The 22,555-nt window shown below is 71.2% G+C and carries 24 protein-coding genes; 6 read left to right on the top strand and 18 right to left on the bottom strand.

Annotated elements, in window-relative coordinates:
• Positions 1 to 7: 7 nt before the first annotated feature.
• Together JJ685_RS14080 and JJ685_RS14085 are read right to left on the bottom strand one after the other, a co-directional pair.
• A complete protein-coding gene (locus JJ685_RS14080) occupies positions 8 to 721 on the bottom strand; it encodes a response regulator (protein ID WP_201674899.1) in 714 nt (237 codons plus the stop codon).
• Between the two features lie 146 nt (positions 722 to 867).
• A complete protein-coding gene (locus JJ685_RS14085) occupies positions 868 to 2,265 on the bottom strand; it encodes an AmpG family muropeptide MFS transporter (protein WP_201674900.1) in 1,398 nt (465 codons plus the stop codon).
• A 33-nt stretch (positions 2,266 to 2,298) separates the two neighbouring features.
• On the opposite strand from JJ685_RS14085, the gene JJ685_RS14090 reads away from it, so the two are divergent.
• Positions 2,299 to 3,153 (top strand): M48 family metallopeptidase, encoded by an 855-nt coding sequence (locus JJ685_RS14090; protein ID WP_201674901.1) that lies wholly within the window; start codon positions 2,299 to 2,301, stop codon positions 3,151 to 3,153.
• Positions 3,154 to 3,171: 18 nt separating this feature from the next.
• Here JJ685_RS14090 and JJ685_RS14095 read toward each other — a convergent pair whose 3' ends face one another.
• The 5 genes from JJ685_RS14095 to JJ685_RS14115 form a co-directional block, all read right to left on the bottom strand.
• Positions 3,172 to 4,395: a DUF1501 domain-containing protein gene (locus tag JJ685_RS14095; RefSeq protein WP_201674902.1), complete on the bottom strand. Its 1,224-nt coding sequence runs from the start codon at positions 4,393 to 4,395 to the stop codon at positions 3,172 to 3,174.
• A gap of 17 nt (positions 4,396 to 4,412) precedes the next feature.
• A complete protein-coding gene (locus JJ685_RS14100; protein WP_201674903.1) occupies positions 4,413 to 5,978 on the bottom strand; it encodes a DUF1800 domain-containing protein in 1,566 nt (521 codons plus the stop codon).
• Between the two features lie 105 nt (positions 5,979 to 6,083).
• Positions 6,084 to 6,722 (bottom strand): MBL fold metallo-hydrolase, encoded by a 639-nt coding sequence (locus JJ685_RS14105; protein ID WP_201674904.1) that lies wholly within the window; start codon positions 6,720 to 6,722, stop codon positions 6,084 to 6,086.
• Between the two features lie 30 nt (positions 6,723 to 6,752).
• A complete protein-coding gene (locus JJ685_RS14110) occupies positions 6,753 to 7,364 on the bottom strand; it encodes an NADPH-dependent FMN reductase (protein ID WP_201674905.1) in 612 nt (203 codons plus the stop codon).
• Positions 7,365 to 7,411: 47 nt separating this feature from the next.
• Positions 7,412 to 8,083 (bottom strand): hypothetical protein, encoded by a 672-nt coding sequence (locus JJ685_RS14115; RefSeq protein WP_201674906.1) that lies wholly within the window; start codon positions 8,081 to 8,083, stop codon positions 7,412 to 7,414.
• Between the two features lie 276 nt (positions 8,084 to 8,359).
• Here JJ685_RS14115 and JJ685_RS14120 point away from each other — a divergent pair, with 276 nt between their 5' ends.
• Genes JJ685_RS14120 through JJ685_RS14130 form a run of 3 tightly spaced genes read left to right on the top strand, consistent with a single transcriptional unit; the run spans position 8,360 to position 10,929 of the window.
• On the top strand, positions 8,360 to 8,866 hold the full coding sequence (locus JJ685_RS14120) for a cupin domain-containing protein (RefSeq protein ID WP_201674907.1): 507 nt from the start codon (positions 8,360 to 8,362) through the stop codon (positions 8,864 to 8,866).
• Between the two features lie 31 nt (positions 8,867 to 8,897).
• Entirely contained in the window at positions 8,898 to 9,824 is a 927-nt protein-coding gene (locus tag JJ685_RS14125) for a ketopantoate reductase family protein (protein WP_201674908.1), read from the top strand.
• Complete coding sequence (locus tag JJ685_RS14130) at positions 9,817 to 10,929, top strand: enolase C-terminal domain-like protein (protein WP_201674909.1); 1,113 nt, start codon at positions 9,817 to 9,819, stop codon at positions 10,927 to 10,929. The genes JJ685_RS14125 and JJ685_RS14130 overlap by 8 nt, the downstream gene beginning before the upstream one ends.
• Before the next feature lie 30 nt (positions 10,930 to 10,959).
• On the opposite strand, the gene JJ685_RS14135 is transcribed toward JJ685_RS14130, so the two are convergent.
• Positions 10,960 to 11,358 carry a VOC family protein gene (locus tag JJ685_RS14135; protein ID WP_201674910.1) on the bottom strand — a complete coding sequence of 133 codons (399 nt, stop codon included), beginning with the start codon at positions 11,356 to 11,358 and terminating at the stop codon, positions 10,960 to 10,962.
• Between the two features lie 63 nt (positions 11,359 to 11,421).
• Between JJ685_RS14135 and JJ685_RS14140 the strand changes: the two genes are divergently transcribed.
• A complete protein-coding gene (locus JJ685_RS14140) occupies positions 11,422 to 11,649 on the top strand; it encodes a hypothetical protein (protein ID WP_201674911.1) in 228 nt (75 codons plus the stop codon).
• Positions 11,650 to 11,653: 4 nt separating this feature from the next.
• Here the strand turns inward: JJ685_RS14140 and JJ685_RS14145 are convergent, their stop codons facing one another.
• The 5 genes from JJ685_RS14145 to JJ685_RS14165 form a co-directional block, all read right to left on the bottom strand.
• Positions 11,654 to 13,759 carry an alpha/beta hydrolase domain-containing protein gene (locus JJ685_RS14145; protein WP_236599000.1) on the bottom strand — a complete coding sequence of 702 codons (2,106 nt, stop codon included), beginning with the start codon at positions 13,757 to 13,759 and terminating at the stop codon, positions 11,654 to 11,656.
• 86 nt (positions 13,760 to 13,845) lie between these two features.
• Positions 13,846 to 14,031, bottom strand: coding sequence for a hypothetical protein (locus tag JJ685_RS14150; RefSeq protein WP_201674912.1), 186 nt, complete (start codon positions 14,029 to 14,031; stop codon positions 13,846 to 13,848).
• Positions 14,032 to 14,124: 93 nt separating this feature from the next.
• A complete protein-coding gene (locus tag JJ685_RS14155; RefSeq protein ID WP_201674913.1) occupies positions 14,125 to 14,961 on the bottom strand; it encodes a hypothetical protein in 837 nt (278 codons plus the stop codon).
• A gap of 5 nt (positions 14,962 to 14,966) precedes the next feature.
• Positions 14,967 to 15,410 carry a hypothetical protein gene (locus tag JJ685_RS14160; protein ID WP_201674914.1) on the bottom strand — a complete coding sequence of 148 codons (444 nt, stop codon included), beginning with the start codon at positions 15,408 to 15,410 and terminating at the stop codon, positions 14,967 to 14,969.
• 72 nt (positions 15,411 to 15,482) lie between these two features.
• Positions 15,483 to 16,412: a DMT family transporter gene (locus tag JJ685_RS14165; RefSeq protein WP_201674915.1), complete on the bottom strand. Its 930-nt coding sequence runs from the start codon at positions 16,410 to 16,412 to the stop codon at positions 15,483 to 15,485.
• A gap of 99 nt (positions 16,413 to 16,511) precedes the next feature.
• Here JJ685_RS14165 and JJ685_RS14170 point away from each other — a divergent pair, with 99 nt between their 5' ends.
• Entirely contained in the window at positions 16,512 to 17,753 is a 1,242-nt protein-coding gene (locus JJ685_RS14170) for an ABC transporter substrate-binding protein (RefSeq protein WP_201674916.1), read from the top strand.
• Positions 17,754 to 17,790: 37 nt separating this feature from the next.
• Here JJ685_RS14170 and JJ685_RS14175 read toward each other — a convergent pair whose 3' ends face one another.
• The 5 genes from JJ685_RS14175 to JJ685_RS14195 are packed head-to-tail and all read right to left on the bottom strand — an operon-like array spanning position 17,791 to position 22,540.
• Positions 17,791 to 18,768 (bottom strand): Bug family tripartite tricarboxylate transporter substrate binding protein, encoded by a 978-nt coding sequence (locus tag JJ685_RS14175; RefSeq protein WP_201674917.1) that lies wholly within the window; start codon positions 18,766 to 18,768, stop codon positions 17,791 to 17,793.
• A 28-nt stretch (positions 18,769 to 18,796) separates the two neighbouring features.
• Entirely contained in the window at positions 18,797 to 19,576 is a 780-nt protein-coding gene (locus JJ685_RS14180; protein WP_201674918.1) for a glutaredoxin domain-containing protein, read from the bottom strand.
• Positions 19,577 to 19,620: 44 nt separating this feature from the next.
• Positions 19,621 to 20,244 (bottom strand): 3-isopropylmalate dehydratase small subunit, encoded by a 624-nt coding sequence (gene leuD, locus JJ685_RS14185; RefSeq protein ID WP_201674919.1) that lies wholly within the window; start codon positions 20,242 to 20,244, stop codon positions 19,621 to 19,623.
• Entirely contained in the window at positions 20,244 to 21,644 is a 1,401-nt protein-coding gene (gene leuC, locus JJ685_RS14190) for a 3-isopropylmalate dehydratase large subunit (RefSeq protein ID WP_330901767.1), read from the bottom strand. The genes leuD and leuC overlap by 1 nt, the downstream gene beginning before the upstream one ends.
• Positions 21,641 to 22,540 carry an isocitrate lyase/PEP mutase family protein gene (locus JJ685_RS14195; RefSeq protein ID WP_201674921.1) on the bottom strand — a complete coding sequence of 300 codons (900 nt, stop codon included), beginning with the start codon at positions 22,538 to 22,540 and terminating at the stop codon, positions 21,641 to 21,643. The genes leuC and JJ685_RS14195 overlap by 4 nt, the downstream gene beginning before the upstream one ends.
• Positions 22,541 to 22,555: the final 15 nt, after the last annotated feature.

Below are 22,555 nucleotides of genomic sequence, written 5' to 3' on the forward strand. Positions count from 1 at the left end.
TCCGGGGCTAGTCCTGCTGCTTGGCGAAGACATAGCCGACCCCGCGCACCGTGAGGATGCGCTTGGGGTTCTTGGGGTCGGCCTCGATGGCCGCGCGGATGCGGCCCATGTGCACGTCGATCGAGCGGTCGAAGGCTTCCAGCTCGCGTCCGCGCACGGCTTCCATGATCTGGTCGCGGGTGAGCACGCGCCCGGCGCGCTCGGCCAGCACCACCAGCAGGTCGAACTGGTAGGAGGTCAGGTCGGCCGGCTTGCCGCCCACCGTCACCGTGCGGGCGTCGCGGTCGATCTCCAGCGAGCCGAAGCGCATCAGCTTGGCCGGCGGCGGCGTGCCGTCGTGGCGCCGGCGCAGGATCGCGCGGATGCGCGCCAGCAGCTCGCGCGGCTCGAAGGGCTTGGGCAGGTAATCGTCGGCACCCAGTTCCAGGCCGACGATGCGGTCCATGGGATCGCCCTTGGCCGTGAGCATCAGCACCGGCACCTTGCCGGTCTCGCCGGGCAGCGAACGCACGCGCCGGCACACTTCCAGCCCGTCGAGGTCGGGCAGCATCAGGTCCAGCACCACCAGGTCGGGCGTGCTGCCGGTGGGCGGGTCCTCCAGCAGGTTCAGGCCGGCCGTGGCATCGGCAGCGTGGGTCACGCCGAAGCCGGAACGTTCCAGGTACTCGCCGACCATCTGGGCCAGGCGAGTGTCGTCCTCGATCATCAGGAGTTGCTGCATGTGGGAATACTACTTACTGCAAAGGCCACCGACGCGGGGCCGCTCCAGGCCATAGTCGTCAGCGGGCATCGCAGCCGCTTGTCCCGGCCGTAAAGTAAAGTAAACGACGGTCTCCAATGCCCGTGGAACCTCCCGCGAGGGAGTGCCTAGCCGCGCGCGCCCGCCGTGGCCGCCGTCGTGCCGTGGCGGCCCTGCATGCGCCACAGCAGCAGGATCAGCAGCATGGGCGGGATCGCCGTCAGCGCCGTGCCGATGAAGGCCGTGGCATAGGCGCCGAGCAGCCCGTAGGTCGGTGTCAGGGTGTCGACCGCGACGCCCGAGAACCCCTTGAGGAATTTCCCCAGCAGCGCATAGGTGGACGACAGCATGGCGTACTGCGTGGCCGTATACCCCAGGCTGGTCAGGCTGGACATGTAGGTGACCAGCGCCACGCCCGCGAAGGCCTGCGCGAAGGAGTCGATCGACATCACCAAGGCGAACATCACGTCGTTGACGTGCAGAGCGAGGAGTGCGAAAGCCCCCGTGCCGATCGCCTCCAGCACCAGCCCCACGATCAGGGTGGGCAGGATGCCGATGCGGATGGCGGTGAGCCCCGCGGCGCCCAGCCCGACGAAGGTCGCCACCAGGCCGAAGGAGCCGCGCACCACCGCCACCGTGTCCTTGCTGACGCCGAGGTCGTGGTAGTACGGGTTGTACATGGGCCCCATGACGAAGTCCGGCAGCCGGTACAGCGCCACCATGGCCAGGATCACCAGGCCGGCCATCTTGTGCTTGCGGAAGAAGTCCACGAAGGGCCCGATGAGCGCGTCGAGCAGCCCGCGGGCGCTCCACAGCGGCGGCTTGCTGTGCAGGACTTCGTCGGCCCGCGTGGGTTCGAAGGCCTTGAAGGTCGCGACCATGCCGACGACCATCAGCACGGCCATCGCCACGTACGAGATCGGCCAGCCCACGCGTTCCGCCGCCGCGATGATGGCGGCATCGGTGACGAGCAGCGCGATGCGGTAGCCCAGCTGGGCCGCCGAGGTGAGGAGGCCGACCTCCTCCGAATTCGACGCGGCTTCGATCCGCCAGGCGTCGATCGCGATGTCCTGCGTGGCCGAGGCGAAGGCGACCAGCAGCGCGAAGGCACCGATCACGGCCAGCCCGGGCCCCACCCCGACGACCGCCATGCCGACCAGCCCGATCGCCACCAGGATCTGGCAGAACAACATCCAGCCGCGGCGCCGCCCCAGCTTGCCGAACAGCGGGATGTCCATCCGGTCGACCAGCGGGGACCAGTACACCTTGAAGGCATAGGCGAAACCCACCCAGGAGATGAAGCCGATGGCCTTGAGGCTGGTGCCCTCGTCGCGCAGCCAGTAGCCGAAGGTGTTGGCCGTCAGCAGGAAGGGCAGCCCGGAAGAGAAGCCCAGAGCGAGCATCATCGCGACCTTGGGCTCGCGCACGGAACGCAGGACATCCATGGCCGAGCGCTTCTTCTTGCGCGGCTCTTCGGCGGGCGGTGCAGGCGGGCTCTGCGTGGAGGAGGCGACGGGGTCCGACATCTTGTCCTTGATCTGCTCGTTGATTATTCGCCCATGTGCCAACTCTGTAACGCCAAGGCAGCGCCGTGGGTCGGCCGGCGTGCCTTTCTAGTGGCAGCCGGCGCCGTCGTCGCCGGACCCGCCATCAGCCAGGTCGACGTGGGCGAAAGCTCGCGGCTGCGCTCCCTGGTGCCCGCCGACGAGCTCGAACAGGCCGCCACGCAACAGTATGGCGAGCTGCTGCAGGAGGCCCGCGCCAAACGCGCGCTGGCACCCGAAAGCCACCCGCAGCTGCAGCGGCTGCGGTCGATCTCCTCCCGCCTGATCGCCGATGCGCCGCGCTGGAACCCGCGCGCCCGCGGCTGGCGCTGGGAGGTGAACCTGATCGGCAGCGACAGCATCAACGCCTTCTGCATGCCCGGGGGCAAGATCGCCGTCTTCACCGGCCTCATCGACAAGCTCCGCCTCAGCGACGACGAGCTCGCAATGGTAGTGGGTCACGAGATCGCGCATGCGCTGCGCGAGCACGCGCGCGAACGCATCGCCAAGAGCAAGGGCACGGGCGCGCTGCTGTCCTTCGGCGCGCAGCTGTTCGGCCTGGGCCAGCTCGGCGACGTGGCGGCCAACATCGGCACGGAGTTGCTGACGCTCAAGTTCAGCCGCGACGACGAGATCGAGGCGGACCTCGTGGGCCTGGAGATGGGCGCGCGCGCCGGCTTCAATCCGCAGGCGTCCATCTCCCTGTGGGAGAAGATGGCGCAGGCGTCGGGCGGCTCGGGCGGCTCCTTCCTGTCCACGCACCCCTCGGGGCCGGACCGCATGCGGCGCCTGGCCGAGAACATCCCGCGCGTCGAAGGACTGTACCGGCAGGCCGCGGCCAGCCGGCCGGCCACGATGGGCAATCGCTGACCGGGACTCCTGCGCGACTCACGCGACCGCGTGGATGCGCTGCGCCGGCGCCTCGGGCAACACCGAGGCGAGGGCGCGGTCGCCGAGCCGGAAGCGCTGCTCCAGGATCTCGGCGAGCAGGGCGCGGAAGTCCGTCGTCACCGCCAGGTCGCGTCCCTCGTACAACGCCGCGGTTTCGAGCCCGGGCCATTCCCCGTGCACCTTGCCGCCGCGTACCCCGGCGCCGAGCAGGAGCGCCACGTTGCCGTGGCCGTGGTCGGTGCCGAGGTTGCCGTTCTGCCTCACGGTGCGGCCGAACTCGGACAGCACGACCACCGTCGTCTCGCGCAGGTGGTCCCCGAGTCCCCGCGCCAGCGCGTCCAGCGCCCCCGCCAACAGGGTGAACTTGCCCGCCAGCAAGCCGCGGGCGCTGCCCTGGTTGACGTGCGTGTCCCAGCCCGCCACCGGCACGAAGGCCAGGCGCACGCGCGGATCCGCGGCCATGAGGCGGCCGAGGCGGCTGGTGTCGCGCGCCAGGCCGGCCAGGGACAGCGCGCCCGCGTCGGCCTTCGCGTCGTCGCTGCCCAGGGCGGCCTGCATCTCGCGCCGGGCGGTGGTGAGCTGCTGCATGCTGCGGCCGAGCGGGTCGGCGTCGTCGTAGAGCGCGGAGAAGGCCGCCGTCGCCTGGCTCTCCGCCACCGGGCCCTGCGGGCGGGGGCCGCTCTCCATGGACGCCACCGCGGCGTCGCCCTGCAGGATCCTCGGCATCGTCGGCCCGAGGCTGAAGGCCAGCATGCGGCGCGCTTCGGCCGTGGGCGCGGTGGCCCCGAGCACGGCGGCCAGCCGGTTCATCCAGCCGTCCCGCGTGCCCTTGCGGCCGGGCGTGCCCGTTTCCATGTGGTCCTGCGCATCGAAATGGGAGCGGCTCGGGTCCGCCGACCCGCTCGCCTGCACGAAGGCAAGCTGCTTCGCGTCCCACCAGGGCAGCAGGGCGGCCGCCGCGGGATGCAGGCCGAACAGCTTGTCCAGCGGGAGCACGCCGTCGGCTTCGCCGGGCCGCGCGAGCGCGATGCCCGACCGGTTGGCGTAATAGGCCGGATCCGCGTGGGGCACTACCAGGGACAGGCCGTCCATGCCCCCGCGCAGGAGCACCACCACCAGCCTGCCGGGCGCGGGCTCCGGGGCGGCGAAGGCCAGGCGGATGCCGCTCGCGGCCGCCGCGCCGGCCGCCCATTGCAACAGTGCGCGTCGCCGGGTGTCCATGGTCTTCCCTTCCGCGGCTAGCGCCGCATCATGCCGGGACCCGCGAGCACGAGCGCGACGGCGAGCCGCGGCTGGTCCTGGTGCTGCAGGGCCGCTTCCCTGGTGCGCGGCGTCACCAGCGGCCCGAGATCTGCGAGCAGGCGCTCGGGTTCCACCGGCGCCGGTCCCAGCCAGTTGTTCGCCACGCGGGTCACGAATTCGACCCGGCGACCCAGCACGTGCGGGCTCATCCAGGCCGCTTCCGTGTTCTTGTAGCCATCCGGCGTGGGGCAGCCGAACAGGCGCATGCCCTCGCTCACGAGTTCGAACTGCAGGGGGCGCACGTTGGCCGGCGTGTGACCGAGCGCGCGCAGGCTGGACAGGGCGAACTGCAGCGGGGTCTTGAACTTGGAGCCGCGCTGCCGCTCGTCCCAGAACTCCTCGCTGGTGAACAGCGTGCGCAGCACCGGGAGTACCTGGCCGTCCTGGGCCAGGAACACCCGCGCGGCGCGGTCCACCAGCGCCGGCGGGGGCGCGTCGCTGACGAAGTACTGCGCCAGCTTGAAGGCGAGATGGCGCGCGGTGGACGGGTGGCGGGCCAGCGTGTCCAGTGCGACGTCGCCCTCCGACTCGCCGCCCGCGGGAACGTGCAAGCCCAGCCAGGTCTTGCCGCCGGCGTCGTGCGCGCGCGCATTGAACAGGAAGCCCGGCATGCGCCGCGGGTCGCCCGGCAGCGGCACGGGCTCCGACGGCGGCGCCTCGTCCGGCCGCACGGGCGCGAAGGTCCAGCCCGTGAGGATGCGGGCCAGCTCGGTCACGTCCTGCTGCGTGTAGCCACCGTCCACCCCGAGCGTGTGCAGTTCCATCAGCTCGCGCGCGTAGTTCTCGTTGAGGCCGCGGGGGCCCCGGCCGGGTGCCACGCTCACGGCGTTGTCGAGGTAGCTGAGCATGGCGGGATGACGCGCCGTGGCATGCAGCAGGTCCGCGAAGCGCCCCAGCGCATACGGCCGGATCGCGTACTGCTCGTAATGGCCGATGAGCACCCGTGCATGGCCCTTGCCCTGGTCCACATTGAAGTGGTTGAACCAGAAATCGACCATCGCTTCCTCGAGCTGGCGGGGGCTTTCCAGCGCGCGGTAGATGCGGGACTCGAAGGCGGCCACCTGCAGCGCGACCAGGTAGCGGCCCAGTTCCGTCGACTCGGGGGCGGCCTTCATGTCCGGGCGCAGTTCGTAGCCGGGCGTGGGCAGTCCGGCGGCACGGTCGCGGGAGATCTGGCGGCCCCGCCGGGCGATGGCGATGTAGCCCTGCATCAGCACCGCGGGATGGACGCCCAGGAAGCGGTCCTCCTGCAGCCGCGCGTTCAGGACGGCGGGCAGCGCAGCGCCGGCCGGCTGCAGCTGTTCCTCCACCCAGCCTTGCGGATCGCGAGCGATGCGGGAGAGGTCGCCGGGACGCGGGCCATAGCCCAGCCGGTTGAGGGCGTGCGCGCCGGCGGCCGCGCCCGAGGGCCTGCCGGCGGCGGCGAGGGCCAGCCGTGGGCCGCCTGCCACGGCGGCCAGGCCGGCACCGGTGCGCAGCAGCATGGCACGACGAGAGACCATGGGCACCTCCGATCAGTGCTGTGGCCGCAGCATAGTGGCGCGGCGGGCCGCGCACCTGACCGGACGCCGCCCCGGAGGTAAACGCGCGGTAAAACGTTGCCGGACTCAGGTCCCGGCGACGTACGGATTGCTCTTCCGTTCGCGCCCGAAGGTGCTCTCCGGACCGTGGCCGGGAATGAACACGGTGTCGTCGCCCATCGGCCAGAGGCGCTGCGTGATGCTGGCGATCAGCGTGGCGTGGTCGCCGCGCGGGAAGTCGGTGCGGCCGATGCTGCCGGCGAACAGCACGTCGCCGACGAAGGCGCGCTTCATCTCCGGCGAGTGGAACACCACGTGGCCCGGCGTGTGGCCGGGGCAGTGTCGCACGTGCAGGGTGTGGCCCGCCAGTTCCACGGTGTCGCCGTCGTGCAGCCAGCGCGTCGGCGTGAAGGTTTCCGCCGCCGGGAAGCCGAACATCGCGCCCTGCTGCGGCAGGCCCTGGATCCAGAACTGGTCCTCCGGGTGCGGGCCGACGATGGGCAGCGACAGGCGCCGCGCCAGTTCCGCCGTGCCGCCGGCGTGGTCGATGTGCGCGTGGGTCAGCCAGATCTGCTCCAGCCGGAGGCCGTGGCGGTCGATCTCGCCGAGCAGGGTGTCGAGGTCGCCGCCGGGGTCGATCACCGCCGCCTGGCGGGTCGCCTCGTCGTAGACGACGGAGCAGTTCTGCTGGAAAGGGGTGACGGGGACGGTGAAGTAGCGCAGCATGCGGGGATTGTCTCCTGCCGCCGCGCGCCCCTATGTCGCGCGCGCCGCCCTGAGCGCGGAAGCCAGCTCCAGCAGCGAGGCCACCACGCCGCCCACCGTCTCGCGCGCCTTCTCTTCCTTCAGTTCGCCGGCCGCATCGAAGGCCTGGTCGGCGCGCGACAGGGCGAACTGGCGCGGATGCACGAGCATCGCGAAAGCCATCTGCAGGTACTGGCGCAGGTAGTTCATCGAGCGCAGTCCGCCCAGCGGCCCCGGCGAGGCGGAGAGCAGGCCCACGGGCTTGCCGGCGGTGGCCTTCAGCCCCGCGGGCCGTGCGCCGCTCGCGGGCGCGCGCGACAGCCAGTCGAAGGCATTGACCACCAGCGGCGTCGGGAAGCCGTTGTACTCGGGCGTGACGAGCAACACGGCGTCGGCGGCCACGATCGCGTCGATCAGCTCGCCGGCGCGTTCGGGCACGCCTTCGCTCGCCTCGATGTCGCCGTCGTAGAGCGGCAGGCCCAGCGCGCGCAGGTCCAGCAGGTGCACGGAAGCGCCCTGTGCCTCCGCGATGCGGCTGGCCGCGCGCGCGAGGCGCAGGTTCAACGACCCGGTGCGGGAGCTGCCGGGAATCACGAGCAGGGAAACGGGCGCGGCCTGGTTCATGCGGGCGATCCTAGCCCGCCGCGTCGCGCGACGCCACCGCGCCCGCTTCAGACCCGCCCGAGTCCGGCGAAGGTGCTCAGGTCGGCCCGCGGCGGCGGGGCCAGCGTGACCGAGGCGGAGAGGACCTCCTCGCCCTGGTATTCGGTGGTGACCAGCGCCCGCTGCGTCAGCCGGTCGAGCGCCACCGGGCCGAGTGCGCGCCAGGTCGCGGCGCACAGGTGGATGCTGCCCGGGGCCGTGCTGTCGGCGCAGCCGGCCGCCTTGCGCGGCATTTCGCCGAGGGTCAGCTGCCGCGGCACCCCGTCGATTTCGAAGCTGGCGGCCAGGCAGGGCGCGGTGACGAGGGCGCTGCGCAAGCGGGCGCGCGAGGTGCGTTGCAGCAGCATGGCGACTTCCAGCGCCGCGCGCGGCCGCGCGAACGCCATCAGCACGCGCGGGCCGAACTGCTCGACGCAGCCCTCGAAGCGGTTCGCCAGCGTGCGGACGTCGGTTTCCGTCCATTCGGAGGCAGCCAGGTCGCACGCCAGCAGCGTGCTGCATTCCTCCGTGAAGCGGATCGTGTCGTAGCCGGGGCCGAGGAACAGCTTGCGCCATACGTCGACCGGCAGGTCGTTCAGCAATTCCTCGGCCAGTGCATCGAGCAGCGCGGCCTGGTCGGCCGGCGTGCCCGTCCTGCGTTCTTCTGGCGCTTCCGGCGCGACTCCCAACGGCGACCCCATCGACTTCCCCCTGTTTGTTTCGAAGTGTGACGATCGCCGGGGAGCGCGGCCAGACGGAGGATTCGTTACGCCGCAACGAGGGAGAAGGCCTAATCCTTGCGGATTCATCGGGACCGAAGGTCGCGGTGCGCGGCCCGGCGGCGCGGCGCGCGCCTTCCTTCACGCGGCGTGGGGCAGCGCGCTTGTAACGGGGCCTGCAGTTCCCTGCGGGGCATGACCGGCTTTCCGGCCGGGGCAGAATCCGCCGCAGGCGCGCGAAGCGCCGAGGAGACCGCCATGCCTGCTCCGGTCCTGAACATCGCCGATGCGAAGTACTTCGACCTGGCCGAGATGTCGCGCAGCAAGGGCAGCGCCATGCCCGGGGAGCGCTTCGGCGGCCGGATGGCGCCGCTCGCGCCGGCGCTCGGTGCGAAGAAGCTGGGCTACAACGTGACCGTGGTGCCGCCGGGCAAGCGCGCCTTCCCCTTCCACAACCACCGCCTCAACGAGGAGATGTTCTTCGTCGTCGAAGGCACGGGGCAACTGCGCTTCGGCAGCGACACCTGGCCGCTGCGCGCCGGCGACGTGGTCGCGTGCCCGCCGGGCGGGCCCGAGGCGGCGCACCAGATCGTCAACACCGGCGCCACCGAGCTGAAGTTCCTGGCGGTGAGCACGATGCTGCACCCCGAGGTCTGCCAGTATCCGGACTCGGGCAAGTTCGCCGTCACGGACGGCATGGGACCGGACGGCTTCCGCCATGTCGGCCGGCCCCAGGACATGCTCGATTACTGGCAGGGCGAATAGCCGCCGGATTCAACGACGCAAAGGAGACGAGATGCGCATCGCGATCATGGGTTCGGGCGGCCTGGGCGGCTATTTCGGGGCGCGGCTGGCGCGGGGGGGCGCCGAGGTGCACTTCGTCGCGCGCGGCGCGCACCTGGAGGCCATGCGCAGCCAGGGCCTGCGCATCGAAGGCCCCGAACCCATGCACCTGCCCCAGGTGAGCGTCACCGACAACCCGGCCGGCATCGGCGAGGTCGACGTGGTGATGCTGGCCGTGAAGCTGTGGGACACCGAACAGGCGCTGGCGCAGATCCGTCCGCTGGTGGGACCGGACACGGCGGTGATCTCGTTCCAGAACGGCGTGCTGAAGGACCGGGCCCTGCGCGCCGCCTTCGACGCGCGCCAGGTCATGGGCGGTGTCGGCTACGTCGCCACCACCATCGCCTCGCCGGGCGTGATCCGCCAGACCGGGCCCATGCAGCGGCTGCTGTTCGGCGAGTTCGACGGCACGCGTTCGGCGCGCGGCGAGGCGCTGCTGGCCGCCTGCCTGGCCGGCGGCATCCAGGCCGAACTGTCGGAGCAGATCCTGCGCGAGATCTGGCAGAAGTTCGTCTTCCTGGTGGGACTCTCGGGCACCACGACCACCATGCGCAAGACCATCGGCCCGATCCGCAGCCACCCGCAGACGCGCGCCTTCCTGCTGGACGTGATGCGCGAAGTGGTCGCCGTGGGCCGCGCGCACGGCGTGCCGCTGGCCGAGGACTATGCCGAGGTGCGGCTGCAGCTGGCCGACGCCGTCGCGCCGGACATGACCTCCTCCATGCACCACGACCTGGAGCGCGGCAACCGGCTGGAGGTGCGCTGGCTGGCCGGCGGCGTGGTCGAACTGGGGCAGGCCAAGGGCGTCCCGACGCCGCTCAATCGCGCCATCCACGACATCCTGTGCCTGCATGCGGAAGGCGGGCCGCGCCATGGCTGAAGCTTCCGGCGCACACCTGTCCGATCTGCGCGTGCGCAGCGTGAGCTGCACGCCGGTGGAAGTGCCCCTGCGCTACGTGCTGGGCACCAGCGCCGCGACCGTCAGGTCCGCGCCGCTGCTGCTGCTGGAGCTGCTCACCGAGCAGGGCGTCACCGGCTGCGCCTACATCTTCTGCTACCGGCGCAGCGCCGCGAAGCCGATCGCCGCGCTGGTCGAGGACGCGTGCGAGGTGGTGCGCGGCGACCGCGTCGCGCCGGTGCAGATCGCCGCGAAGCTGCAGCGCCGCTTCGCGCTGGTCGGCGTGACGGGCCTCGTGCGGATGACGCTGTCACTGTTCGACATGGCCCTGTGGGACGCGCTTGCGGTGGCGGCGGGCGCGCCGCTCGCCACCCTGCTCGGGGGCACGCCGCGTCCCGTGCGCGCGTACAACTCCTGCGGGCTCGGCCTCATGGCGCCGGAGGCGGCCGCCGACGAAGCCGAGAAGCTGCTGGAAGGCGGCATGCAGGCGGTGAAGCTGCGCCTGGGCTATCCGACGCTGCGGGAGGACCTGGCCGTGACGCGCGCCGTGCGCGCACGCCTGCCCGATGCCGTGGAACTGATGGTGGACTACAACCAGGCGCTGTCGCGGCACGAGGCGCTGCTGCGCGGCCGCGCGCTGCAATCGGAAGGCCTCTCCTGGCTGGAGGAGCCGATCCGGCAGGACGACCTGGCCGGCTGCGCCGAGATCGCCCGCGAGCTGCAGCTGCCGGTGCAGATCGGCGAGAACTTCGATGGCCCCAAGGACCTGCTGCGCGCGCTGCAGGCGCAGGCCTGCGACCTGGTGATGCCCGACGTCGCGCGCATCGGCGGCGTCACCGGCTGGATGCAGGCGGCCGGCATCGCCGAGGCGCATGGCATTCCCATGAGTTCGCACCTGATGCCGGAGTTCAGCGCCCACCTCCTGGCGGCAACGCCGACCGGCCACTGGCTGGAGTACATGGATTGGAGCGATGCGGTCGCCGCCGAGCCGGTGAAGATCGTCGACGGTCACTGGCCCCTGGCCGAGAAGCCGGGCAGCGGCGTCGCGTGGGACCCGCAGAAGGTGGCGCGTTACCGCATCGCGTGACGCCGCTGGCTGCAGCGGCTTCCACGCGGTCTATCGCGGGGCGTCGGGCGCGGGCTCGAACAGCTCCACCAGGTTTCCGGAGGGATCCTCCAGCAGGATTTGCCGGCCGCCCGGTCCTTCGACGATGTCGTTGCGAAACCGGACCCCGGCCTTCCTGAGCACTTCGATCTCGCCGTCGAGATTGCTGCTCCGGACGATGATGCGGTTCCATCCGCCCGGCTCAGGCCTGCGGCCGTCGGGCATCGGTTGCGAACCGCCCCCCGGCCCCTTGGGAGGACTCAGGACGAGCTGCAGGTTCTCCCGCTCGAGGAGGGCGAAGTAGGTCCCCGACTGGGCAGAGGCGCGAAAGCCCAGGTGGCTGGTGTAGAACGTGACCGCCGCGTCGACGTCATGCACGATGTACCGGACCATGAGTGCGTTCAGCTTCATAAGCGGTTGGACTCGCGCAGGGTGCCCGTGGTTTCCTGCCGCAGGCCAGCCCGGAGCATGAGCATGCGGCGCTACGCGAACCTCAGCGGAGACTCGGGTGTGGTCGCGTACCGGATCGGCCAGGACTTCATCGAAGTCCGCTTCAAGGATGGCGGCACCTACGTGTACACGCATGCCAGCGCCGGCCCGCGCCACGTCGAGGCAATGAAGGAACTCGCGCGGGCCGGCAAGGGACTCTCCACCTACATCTCCAGGCACGTCGGGACAGCATACGCAGCCAAGCGCCCCTAGCGGTTCACCGCAGGACCCTGCTCTCCCCCGCCTGCCGCACCAGCCGCTCCGCGTCCTCCCGCAACAGGAAGCCCGCCGCCATCGCACGCTCCGTTGCGCGGCGCACCGCTTCCACGTAGCCATCGTGGTTGCGGTAACGCTCTTCCAGCGAGCGCCGCGGATCGCCGTTCGCCTGCCGCTCCGCCGCCGTGCGGGCGAACGGGATCATCCCGCCGACGTAGTTGCAGATCTGGCCCTGGTGGAAGGGCCGCGCGCCGCCGGCCGTGATGTTCCACCCGAGGTAGGTGCCCAGCGGCGCATCGAGCAGCACCACCGGCACGCCCCCGAGCTCGTTGCCGTCCTCGTCGACCTTGGGCGCGTACATGGCCAGCACGTCCCTGATCGGCGGCGGCGCCTTGCCGGCGACGCCGGAGCCGTCGGCGGCATGGAAGCCCGACCCCCAGTCGTAATCGAGCACCGGCAGGATGAAGTCCTGCTCCGGCACCGTGGGGCGCAGCTGCGGCAGGGTGGGGAAGCCGAGCGCGGTCTTGTGCGCCGGCGCCAGCGTGCCGTCGCCGAGCCGCGGCCACTGGCTGGGCGGCGGCGCGATTCCCTTCATCACCCAGTTGCGGAAGTGCACGCGAAGCGCGTTGACGGTCTCGGTGTGCGGCACCGGATTCGCGGGCAGCAGGCCCGTGCCGTAGTTGTTGCCGGGGCAGTTCGGCCCGGTCGTGGGCAGCGCGGCGCCGGGCACGCTGGTGTCGAAGCCCCCGGCGCCGCCGCCGTGGTTGGTGCTGGCGATGTAGTAGCGGCGCACATTGGGCGGCAGCGGCAGGTCCGTCCGCGCATCGGTGCCGATCCACTCCGGCGTGAGCTTCAGCGCCCACACCTCGGCCGAGCCGAAGTGCTCGACGATCTTCGGGCAGGTGCGCGTCTCGCTGCAGCGATCCAGCAGGCCCGCGGCGGGCACGCGCCGCAGCGCATCGGGATGCGGCAGCCACCACTGCGGCCCTTCGCTGCCGGCCTGGTACAGCTCCAGCACGCCATCGGGCTGGGCCCAGCGGAAGTTGAGCGCGATGCGCCGCCCCGCAATGATGGGCCACAGGCCGTCGTGCACCTGGCGCCCCGCCTCGTCGCGGTTGAAGCCCAGGTGCAGCCAGCCGCGCAGGAAATTGCCGGACTGCGACACGCCGCGGCCTATGCTGTGCGTCACCGCGCCGGCCACCGGGTTGGGCGTGCCGGCGTCGTCCACCCGCGCGGTCTTGAAGAACGTGCCGACGTCGCGCCACGCCGCGAAGCCGATGCCGAGCGCATAGGCGTCGGCCGAGGTGTAGACCACCTGGTACAGCTTCGCTGCATCGAAGCCGTTCTTCAGGCAGACATGCGTGGGATCGGGCCGGCCGGGGAAGGGGTTGGCGGCGTCGCAGCGCGCCCAGGCCCAGTCGCCCGGCGGGATCTCCGTCTCGCCGATCACCTCGCCGCGGGTGGATTCGGCCACGCGCGAGACCAGGCGCGCGCGCCGCGTGTCGAGGCTGGCCGGCTTGTACGGCACCGGGTTGGTCTGCACGATCAGCGGCTGCGAGCCGGGGCCGCCGCGGTTGACGATGCGGCCGAACACCTCGCCGGTGACCGGCGAGCCGTCCGGGTTGCGGGCGATCGGCAACTGCAGCCAGTGCGGTTCAGCCACGCCCATGGTCGCGCGCACGGCGGTCGCGCCGGCGTTGTCGCCCTGCCAGGCGCTGGTCAGGTCGATGTCGCCGTTTGCCCGCTCGGCCACGACGTTGGGCCGGCGCAGCCCGCGGTTGGGCACCTCGTGCCACAGGAGGCCGCTGGCGCGCGCCAGGTCCACCGGCTTCGTCAGCACGAAGGTGGCGACGTAGCGCACCTTGCCGTCCGCTTCCCTGACCAGCTGGATGTCGTTGACGATCCGGTTGGCGGGCGAGGCCGGATCGAGCTCGCCGAAGGCGCGGCCCGCGACCTGCTCGAAGGCGATGCCGCCGGAATCGGCGGCGGGCAGCGGCCGCGTCTCGTCGATGACGATGCGCGTGACCCGCGCCTGCGCCGCTCCGGCCGCAAGCAGCACCACGCCCATCCCTGCCAGCCAGCGCCGCGCCCTGTCTCGCTCGTCCATGGAGTCCCCTGCGGGAGTACGGGAGGCGCCGAGTGTCCCGGCGCCCTGCGATGCGCCGCAAGGGGTTCAACCCGATGGCGCCGCGCTCAGTAGCCCGTGTCCATCCACGCCGTGGCGAAACCGATCAGCACGCAGGCGATCGCCACCGCATAGAGGATCCAGCCCGGCAGGGAGGCGGAGTCGTCGCCCACGCGACCGACCAGGAAGCGGGCGCCGAGGAAGGCGATGAAGGCGAACAGGAAGGGATAGAAGTACGTGGGCAGCTCGGGCATCTTCGGTTCCTCGCGATGCCACAAGTGTTGCCCGCTCCCGGCGGGAGCCTTGTCAGGCGCCTTCCGGCCGGCGTGTCCGCCCGCCGGCCTGGATCAGAAGGAGAACGTGGCCCCGAGCATCGGTCCGTTGAAGCTCAGGTCGTGGGTCGGCTTGTCCGACTTCATCTCGTACGCGAGATACCGCCACAGCAGCGAGACCTCGCCCCAGGAGAACGCATAGCCGACGCCGGCCGCGGCCTGCCACGTCAGCTTCGATTGGCCGGTGCCGACGTCGAGGTAGAAGGGCAGCGACCAGCGCCGGCCCTCGCCGAAGACATGGCGGCCCTTCACGCCGATGATGCCGTCCCACAGCGTCTCGGTGCGCCCGGCCGTGCCCGAGCGGGCGCGCGGAGGCAGCGCCCCGATCGCACCGGCGATGTCGAAGCGCAGTTCCTGCTCGAGGTGCGCCATGCGCGTGCCGGCCAGCAGGTCCACCTTCGTGGCGGGATTCGAGAGCACGCGGTACTTACCGGCGAGCGTCCAGATGGAGCCCCGCAGGTCCCAGCCCAGGCTGGCGGAGGTGCTCGCGTCCAGCACGCCGCCGATGTTGAAGTCGCGGCTGCCCTGCTTGTCGTTGCCGGCGTGCAGGTACATGAAATCGGTGAAGAAGCCCCAGCGGCCGTTGTCGCCCTCGAAGGAGGCGAAGAAGAAGCCCTGGATCTTGTCGGCGATGTTGCCGACGTCGACCTCGATCGAGGGGAGGCCGGGGGCGGGATCCGCGGGGAAGCGGCTGGTCCCGTCCAGCGTGGGCAGGTAGACGTAGAGGGAGGCCTGGTAGCGCCAGGGGCCCGGCGAAGCGGCGACCTGCGCTTCGCCGCACAGCGGCTGGAGCGCGATGGCGCCCGCGGCCAGTGTCCCCAGGAGGCCGCGACGGCGGGTCCGGCGTTGCATGGCCGCTACTTGACGGTGTAGCCGCGGCCCGTGAGGCAAGCGCCTCGGGCCTGGGCGAAGTTGGCCTGCATCTGGCTGTTGGCGGCGCCGGCCTGCTGCTGCGCGGCCGCGTTCTGCCGCCGGCTCTGCCCGCGCGCGGCCACGGCGCCGACCTTCGCTCCGGCGCTCGCGTCGTCGGCGACGATCTCCCCGACCACCGCGCCCCGCGCGGCGCCCCGCACGCCGGCACCGGGCGCGGTGCCCGTGGCGGTGGTGGGCGGTGCGGCCACCGGTGGCGGCTTGGCGGGATCGAAACCGGTCTGCTGGACGGCCCACTGGTAGCAGGCCGCTTCATCGTTCTTCTGCTGCTGCGGCGACTGGCCCTTGGCGGGATACACGTACTGCTGCGCACCCACAGGAGCTGCCACTGCCGCGATCAGGACCACCATGGCCAGGGTCTTGTGCGTCATGAATTCACCTCGCGTCCGCGTGGACTGCGAACTTTGGGCGGGGTCGCGCAACTCGTCTAGTGGCCCAAGGGGCTATTCCCCCGGGGAAAGTCCTTTGCGTGCTGCAGGTTTCTCGGGCTGCCTCGACGCCACCAGCCACCACAGCGGGTTGAAGCCGGTGACGAAGGCGCAGGCCACCAGCACCAGCACGACGCCGGGCAGCATGCCGGGCGTGAAGGGCTCGCCGAGGAACAGGCCGCCCCAGGTCACGCCGAACATCGGGATCATGAAGGCCGAGGAGGTCGCGGCGCTGGCGGAGATCTCCCGCATCAGCCGCATGCTGATCCAGTACATGAAGCCGGAAGTCACCATGCCGAGCACGGCAATGGCGAGCAGGGCCTCGGGGCGCAGCTGCACCGCGGGTAGGCCGGCGCCCGCCGGCAGCAGCAGCACCAGGGCGCCGGCGGCATGCACGGCGGCCGACGCGGGCAGGGGCTGCAGCACCAGCGTGGCCCGCTTCATCAGGATCGCGCCGAAGCCGTAGCTGGCCGAGGCCGCGACGCAGGCGAGCACCGCGAGCACCACGCGCGCATCGGGCTGCACCGGGCCCAGGCGCACCAGCAGCGCGACGCCACCCACGCCGGCGGCGCAGCCCAGGAGCTTGCGCAGCGTCAACCGCTCTTCCTTGAACAGGGCGCCGGCCAGCACGCCGAACAGCGGCGCGGTCGCGTTCAGCACGGCCGAATAGCCGGCCGGCAGCACCAGCCCCGCCCAGTTGAACAGCACGAAGGGCGTCACCACGGTCAGCAGGCTCAGGACGGTGAGCGAGATCCAGTGCGCCCGCGCCGGCCAGGCCTGGCGCGTGGCCCGCATCAGCACGGCCAGCACGACCGCGGCGAGGGCGCAGCGCAGGCAGGCCATGACGAGCGGACCGAAAGCCGGTGCCGCAATGCGGATCAGGGGAAAGGATCCACCCCAGACGGCGGACAGGAAGACGAGCTGGGCGAAGTGGCGGGGCTGCATGCAGGAGCCGCATTGTCCGGCCGCTGGTATTAACCCGCGTCCGCGGCGGGGCGGCAGCCCCTATCCTGCGGTCCCCGCCACTCGCCCGGGAGCGACGCCATGCAGCGACGAACCTCCACCCTCGCCCTTGCCCTCCTGGGGCTGGCGCCCCTCGGATGGACCACGCTGGCGCGGGCGCAGAACGAGCCCTTGCGGGTGGGCTTCCTGACCGTGCGCACCGGGCCGCTGGCCGCCGGCGGCCGCCAGATGGAGCAGGGCATCCAGCTGCTGCTGAAGGAACGCAACAACACGCTGGCCGGCCGCAAGGTGGAACTGGTCATCGCGGACACGGGCGGCAACCCGGCCGGCGCCAAGACGAAGACGCAGGAGCTGGTCGAGAAGGAGAAGGTGGCCGTCATCATCGGCCCGCTGGCCACCTTCGAGGCGATCGCCATCGACGACTACATCCTGCAGGCGAAGGTGCCGCTGATCACGCCGACCTCGGCGGCGCAGAACGACCTCGCGCAGCAGAAGAAGAACGAATACGTGATCCACGCCGTCGGCACGGCGGCGCAGCCCACGCACGTGCTGGGGCAGTGGGCGGCGAAGAAGCTGGGCATGAAGCGCATCGCGCTGATCGCCGACGACTTCGCCTACGGGCACGAGGGCGCGGCCGGCTTCTTCAAGTCCTTCGAGGACAACGGCGGCAAGGGCATCCAGCGCCTGTGGCCGCCGCTGAACGCGCCGGACTACGGCAACTACATCTCGCAGATCAGGCAGAACGCCGACGGCGTCTATGCCGGCTTCGCCGGCACCAACGGCGTGCGCTTCCTGAAGCAGTACAAGGAGTACCAGCAGAAGGCACCGGTGCTCGGCAACCCGACCGCGGTGGACGAAGGCATCCTGCAGCTGATGGGCGACGAGGCGCTCGGCGTGTACTCCGCGAGCTGGTATTCGGCGGCGATCGACAGCGCGGACAACCGCCGCTTCGTGGACGCCGTGAGAAGGGAATACAAGGTGACGCCGGGCTTCTACACCGCCGGCACCTACACGGCCGGCCTGTGGCTGGAGGCGGCCCTGCAGGCCATCAACGGCCGCTTCGAGGACAAGCCGGCCTTCATCCGCGCGCTGCACCAGGCGCGGCTCACCGCCGGCCCGATGGGCCCGATCCGGCTCGACGAGTATTCCAAGCCGATCCTCACCATCTACATCCGCAAGGTGGAGCGCAAGGACGGTCAGCTCGTGAACACGATCGTGGACACCTTCCCCGAGGTGTCGCAGTTCTGGACCTACGAGCCCCGCGCCTTCCTGGCCATGCCGGCCTATTCGCGCGAGAGCCCGGTGGCGAAGAACCTGGAGTAGCGCACCCCTCTCCCGGGGAGATGGGTGCGCGCGGCGCTCAGTCCACGTGGATGTTCGCGTCCTTCACCACCTTGTTCCAGCGCGCGAGGTCGGCCCGGACCTGCTGCGCGAATTCCTCGGGCTTGTTGGCCACCGGCTCGAAGCCACCCTTCAGGTAGCGCTCGCGGATCTCCGGCAGCTGCAGCACCGCGGCCACCTCGCGCTGGATGCGGTCGACGATCGGTTTCGGCGTCTTGGCCGGCGCGAACAGCCCGTACCAGGAGTTGACCTCGAAGCCGGCGAGGCCCGACTCGATCATCGTCGGCACCTCCGGCAGCACCGGGGAGCGCTTCGCGCTCGACACCGCGATGGGGCGCAGGCGACCGTCCTTCACGAAGCCGGCGATCGTCGGGATCACGGTGTAGATCAGGGGGATCTGCCCGCCGGCCACGTCGGTCACCGCCTGGCCGCCGCCCTTGTAGGGCACGTGGCGCAGCTGCGCGCCCGAGCGCAGCGCGAGCAGCTCGCCCGCCAGGTGGGTGGTGGTCGCGGTGCCGGAGGAGCCGAAGCCCAGGCCGCCCGGCTGCGTCTTCGAGTAGTCCACCAGCTCCTTGAGGTTCTTCGCCGGCACCGAGGAATGCGCGGCGAGGATCAGGGTCGCGTCATTGAGCTTGGTGATCGGCACGAAGTCATTGACCGGATCGAAGGGCGCCTTGATCAGGTTGGGCGCGGCCACCATGGCGCCGTCGAAGCCCATGAGGATGGTGTAGCCGTCCGGCGCCGCGCCGGCCACGGCCTGCGCGCCGATGTAGCCCGAGGCGCCGGGGCGGTTCTCGATCACCACCGGCTGGCCGAGGCGCTCGCCGAGCTTGTCGCTGATGATGCGCACCACCGCGTCGCCGCCGCCGCCGGGCGAGAAGGGCACGATGATCTTGACCGGGCGGGTGGGCCAGTTGTCCTGCGCGGCGGCGAGGGCGGCACTGCCGGCGACGACCAGGCCGAGCGCCAGCTTCGTGAGGAGGGAGGGGAACTTCACTGCTTTGTCTCCTGGGGGGTGATTCTCTTCAGCGGTCCCAGACTTCGTCCGGCACCGGCAGGCCGGCGAGGTCCTGCGAAGTGAGCGGGCCGTCGGGCTGGTGGCCGTAGGTCTCCAGCATCAGCATCACCTGGCGGGTGTGCTGGGCGGCGTGCCAGGTGGTGCGCTCCAGCACGTCGTGCATGGGGCGCTGGCCGTAGTAGGTTGGCACGGTGAAGTCGAGCGCCGGGTCCTTGCGCTCCTGCTCCTTCCACCAGGCCAGCACGCGGTCGCGCACCTGCAGGCCCCAGCGGGCGATGTCCTCGCCGCTCCAGTGCTCCGGCGGCACGTCGTTGAAGCCCTCGAACTTCAGCTCGATGCCCTGCGCGGCCTCCAGCCCCATCTCGGACACGCGGAAGACGTGGAAGGCGGTGCCGCCGGGCGTGCGGTTGCGGTTGCGGAACACTTCGCGCAGTTCCGGGTCGGCGAACTGGCGCACGTAGCGCGCGGCGGCGTCCAGGACCAGGTCCAGCTTCGCGACCAGCTGCGCCGGCGGCAGCGGGTCCATCAGCTTGGTCTTGAGGTCCAGGAACTTGACGACGTCGTTGAACGACTGGCACAGCGTGTACTTGCCGCCCAGCGCCACCACGGGCACGCTGCGCGCGCCGAGCTTCGCCAGTTCGGCCATGCCGGCCGGGTTGTTGTGCACGTTGATCGATTCGAACTCGATGCCCTGCTTGGTCAGGAATTCCTTGGTGCGCAGGCACGAGGAGCAGCCGGGCTGCCAGAACACCTTGATGCGGGCGGGCGATTCTTGGGCGCGGTCCATGGGAAGCGGTCTCCTGTGGAGTGGGATGGATGGGGATTCGGGGTTCAGGCCTGCCAGACCCAGGGCCGTTCGGCGCGCTGGCGCTGCTGGAAGGCCGCGATGGCGGCGGCGTTCTTCAGGGTGGCGCCGATGGCGTCCAGGCCTTCGAGCAGCGCCTGCTTGCGCAGCGGCTCGACTTCGAAGGCGATCTCCTCGCCCGACGGCATCGCGATGCGCTGGCGGGGCAGGTCGATGCGGAGGGTGGCGTCCTCGCGCGTGGTCGCCTCGGCCAGTTGCCGCTGCAGCCGCTGCACGGTCGTGACGGGCAGCCGGATCGGCAGCACGCCGTTCTGGAAGCAGTTGCCGAAGAAGATCTCGCCGAAGGAGGGCGCGATCACGCAGCGGATGCCCAGGCCGGCCACGGCCCAGACGGCCATCTCGCGCGAACTGCCGCAGCCGAAGTTCTCGCCCGCCACCAGGATGCCGGCGCCGCGGAAGGGCACGCGGTGGAACACGAAGTCGGGGTTCTCGGCGCCGTCGGCGAGGAAGCGCTCCATCTCGAACGCCCAGGCGCCCATCTCCTCGCGCGGCGTGCGGGCGCAGCGTTCGATGCGGATGATGCGGTCGGTGTCGACGTTGGCGTGCGGGTAGGGCGCGGCCACGGCCGTGACCACTTCGAACTGGCGCATCAGAAGCTCCTCACGTCCACGATGGCACCGGCGATCGCGGCGGCCGCCGCCATCTCGGGGCTGGCCAGGTGCGTGCGTGCGCCGGGGCCCTGGCGGCCGACGAAGTTGCGGTTGGAGGTGGAGACGCAGCGCTGGCCCGGCGCCACCAGCTCGCCGTTGGCACCGACGCACAGCGAGCAGCCCGGCTCGCGCCACTGCAAGCCGGCGGCGAGGAACACCTCGTGCAGGCCCTCGGCTTCCGCCTCGCGCTTGACGCGCTCGGAGCCGGGCACGACCCAGGCTTCGACGTGCGACGCGACGCGCCGCCCCTTCACGACCCGGGCCGCGCGGCGCAGGTCCGGCAGGCGCGCGTTGGTGCAGGAGCCGATGAAGACGCGGTCGATGCGGGTGCCGGCGATCGCTTGCCCGGGCTCGAGGCCCATGTACGCGAGCGCCTCGCTCCAGGACTGGCGGTGGACGTCGTCGGGCGCCTGCGCCGGGACGGGAACGCGCTGGTCGATGCGCACCACCTGCTCCGGGCTGGTGCCCCAGGTGATGTGCGGGGCGAGCTGCGTGCAGTCGATCAGCACCTCGGCGTCGAAGCGCGCGTCCGGGTCCGAAGGCAGGGTGCGCCAGTAGGCCTCGGCCTCCTGCCAGGCCTCCCCCCGCGGGACGTGGCGCCGCCCCTTCAGCCAGGCGAAGGTGGTCTCGTCCGGCGCCACCATGCCGACCTTGGCACCGCATTCGATCGCCAGGTTGCACAGCGTCATGCGGCCTTCCATGTCGAGCGCGCGCACCGCCTCGCCGGTGTACTCCAGCGCGTGGCCGGTGCCCCCGGCGGTGCCGATGCGGCCGACCAGCGCGAGGATCATGTCCTTGGCGCCCACGCCCGGCGGCAGCCTGCCCTCGAAATGCGCGCGCATGGTCTTCGGCCGGCGCTGCGGCAGCGTCTGCGTGGCCAGCACGTGCTGCACCTCGCTGGCGCCGATGCCGAACGCGAGCGCGCCGAAGGCGCCGTTGGTGCAGGTGTGGCTGTCGCCGCAGACCATGGTGAGGCCCGGCAGCGACAGGCCCAGTTCGGGCGCGACCACGTGCACGATGCCCTGCCCTTCGTCGCCGAGGTCGTACAGGCGCACGCCGGTCTTCGCGGTCTGCTCGCGCAACCTCGCGATCAGTTCGTCTGCCCAGGGTGCGATGCCGCCGGTGCGGCCCGGCCGCGTCTCGACCACGTGGTCGGGCGTGGCGAAGGTCAGCTCGGGGTTGCGCACCTTGTGCCCGCTGCGCAGCACGGCCGCGATGGCGTCGCCGCCGCCCAGGTCGTGCAGCAGGTGGCGGTCGACGTGCAGGAGAGCGATGCCGGGCGCGAGCTGCGCGACGACGTGCTCGTCCCAGACTTTCTCGAACAGCGTGCGCGGATTCACGAGGCGTAGCGTTTCTCGAATTCCCATACTTCGGGAAAACCAACCAGTTCGTGCAGCCTCTTCATGTCGTAGCTGGGGACCGGGCTGCCCTCGGTCGTCCCGTTCCTCGCCAGGTACGCGAGCGCGTCCTCCGCCGCCTGGCACACCACCGACATCAGCGCGCCGGGCCAGATCGCGAGGTCGAATCCCATCTGCTGCAACTGCTGCGCCGACAGCTCCGGCGAGCGGCCGGTCGGCACCATGTTGGCGATCAACCAGGCGCCGCCGCCGGCGAGCTCCTCGCCGACGCGGCGGAATTCGTCCACGCTCTCCGGCGATTCGATGAAGACGATGTCGGCGCCGGCCTTGGCGAAGGCACGGCCGCGCGCGATCGCTTCGTCCAGGCCCAGCGCGGTGCGTGCGTCGGTGCGGGCGATGACCAGGAAGTCCTTGCTGCGGCGCGCGTCCACCGCCACTTCGATGCGCTTGACGGCCTCGGCCAGGGGCACCACGCGCCGGTTGGGCGTGTGGCCGCACTTCTTGGGCGACTCCTGGTCCTCGATCTGGATCGCCTGCACGCCGGCGGCCTCGTAGCCGCGCACCGTGTGGCGCACGTTGATCAGGCCGCCGAAGCCCGTGTCCGCGTCGGCGATCAGCGGGCGCGTGATGCCCTGCGCGATCGTGCCGGCGCGGCCCACCATGTCGGTGTAGCCCACGAGGCCCGCGTCGGGCAGGCCGAGGTGCGAGGCCGAGACGCCGTAGCCGGTCATGTAGAGGGCCTTGAAGCCCATGCGGTCGGCGATCTTGGCCGTGAACATCTCGTACACGCCCGGGGCGACGACGAACTCGCCGCGTTCCAGCGTGCGGCGCAGCGTGCCGGGTGCGTTGGAGGTGTCGGTGGTGGTGAGGGAGTGCATGCTTTTCTGCCCGTT

Source organism: Ramlibacter monticola (genome assembly GCF_016722785.1).
Classification (GTDB): domain Bacteria; phylum Pseudomonadota; class Gammaproteobacteria; order Burkholderiales; family Burkholderiaceae_C; genus Ramlibacter; species Ramlibacter monticola.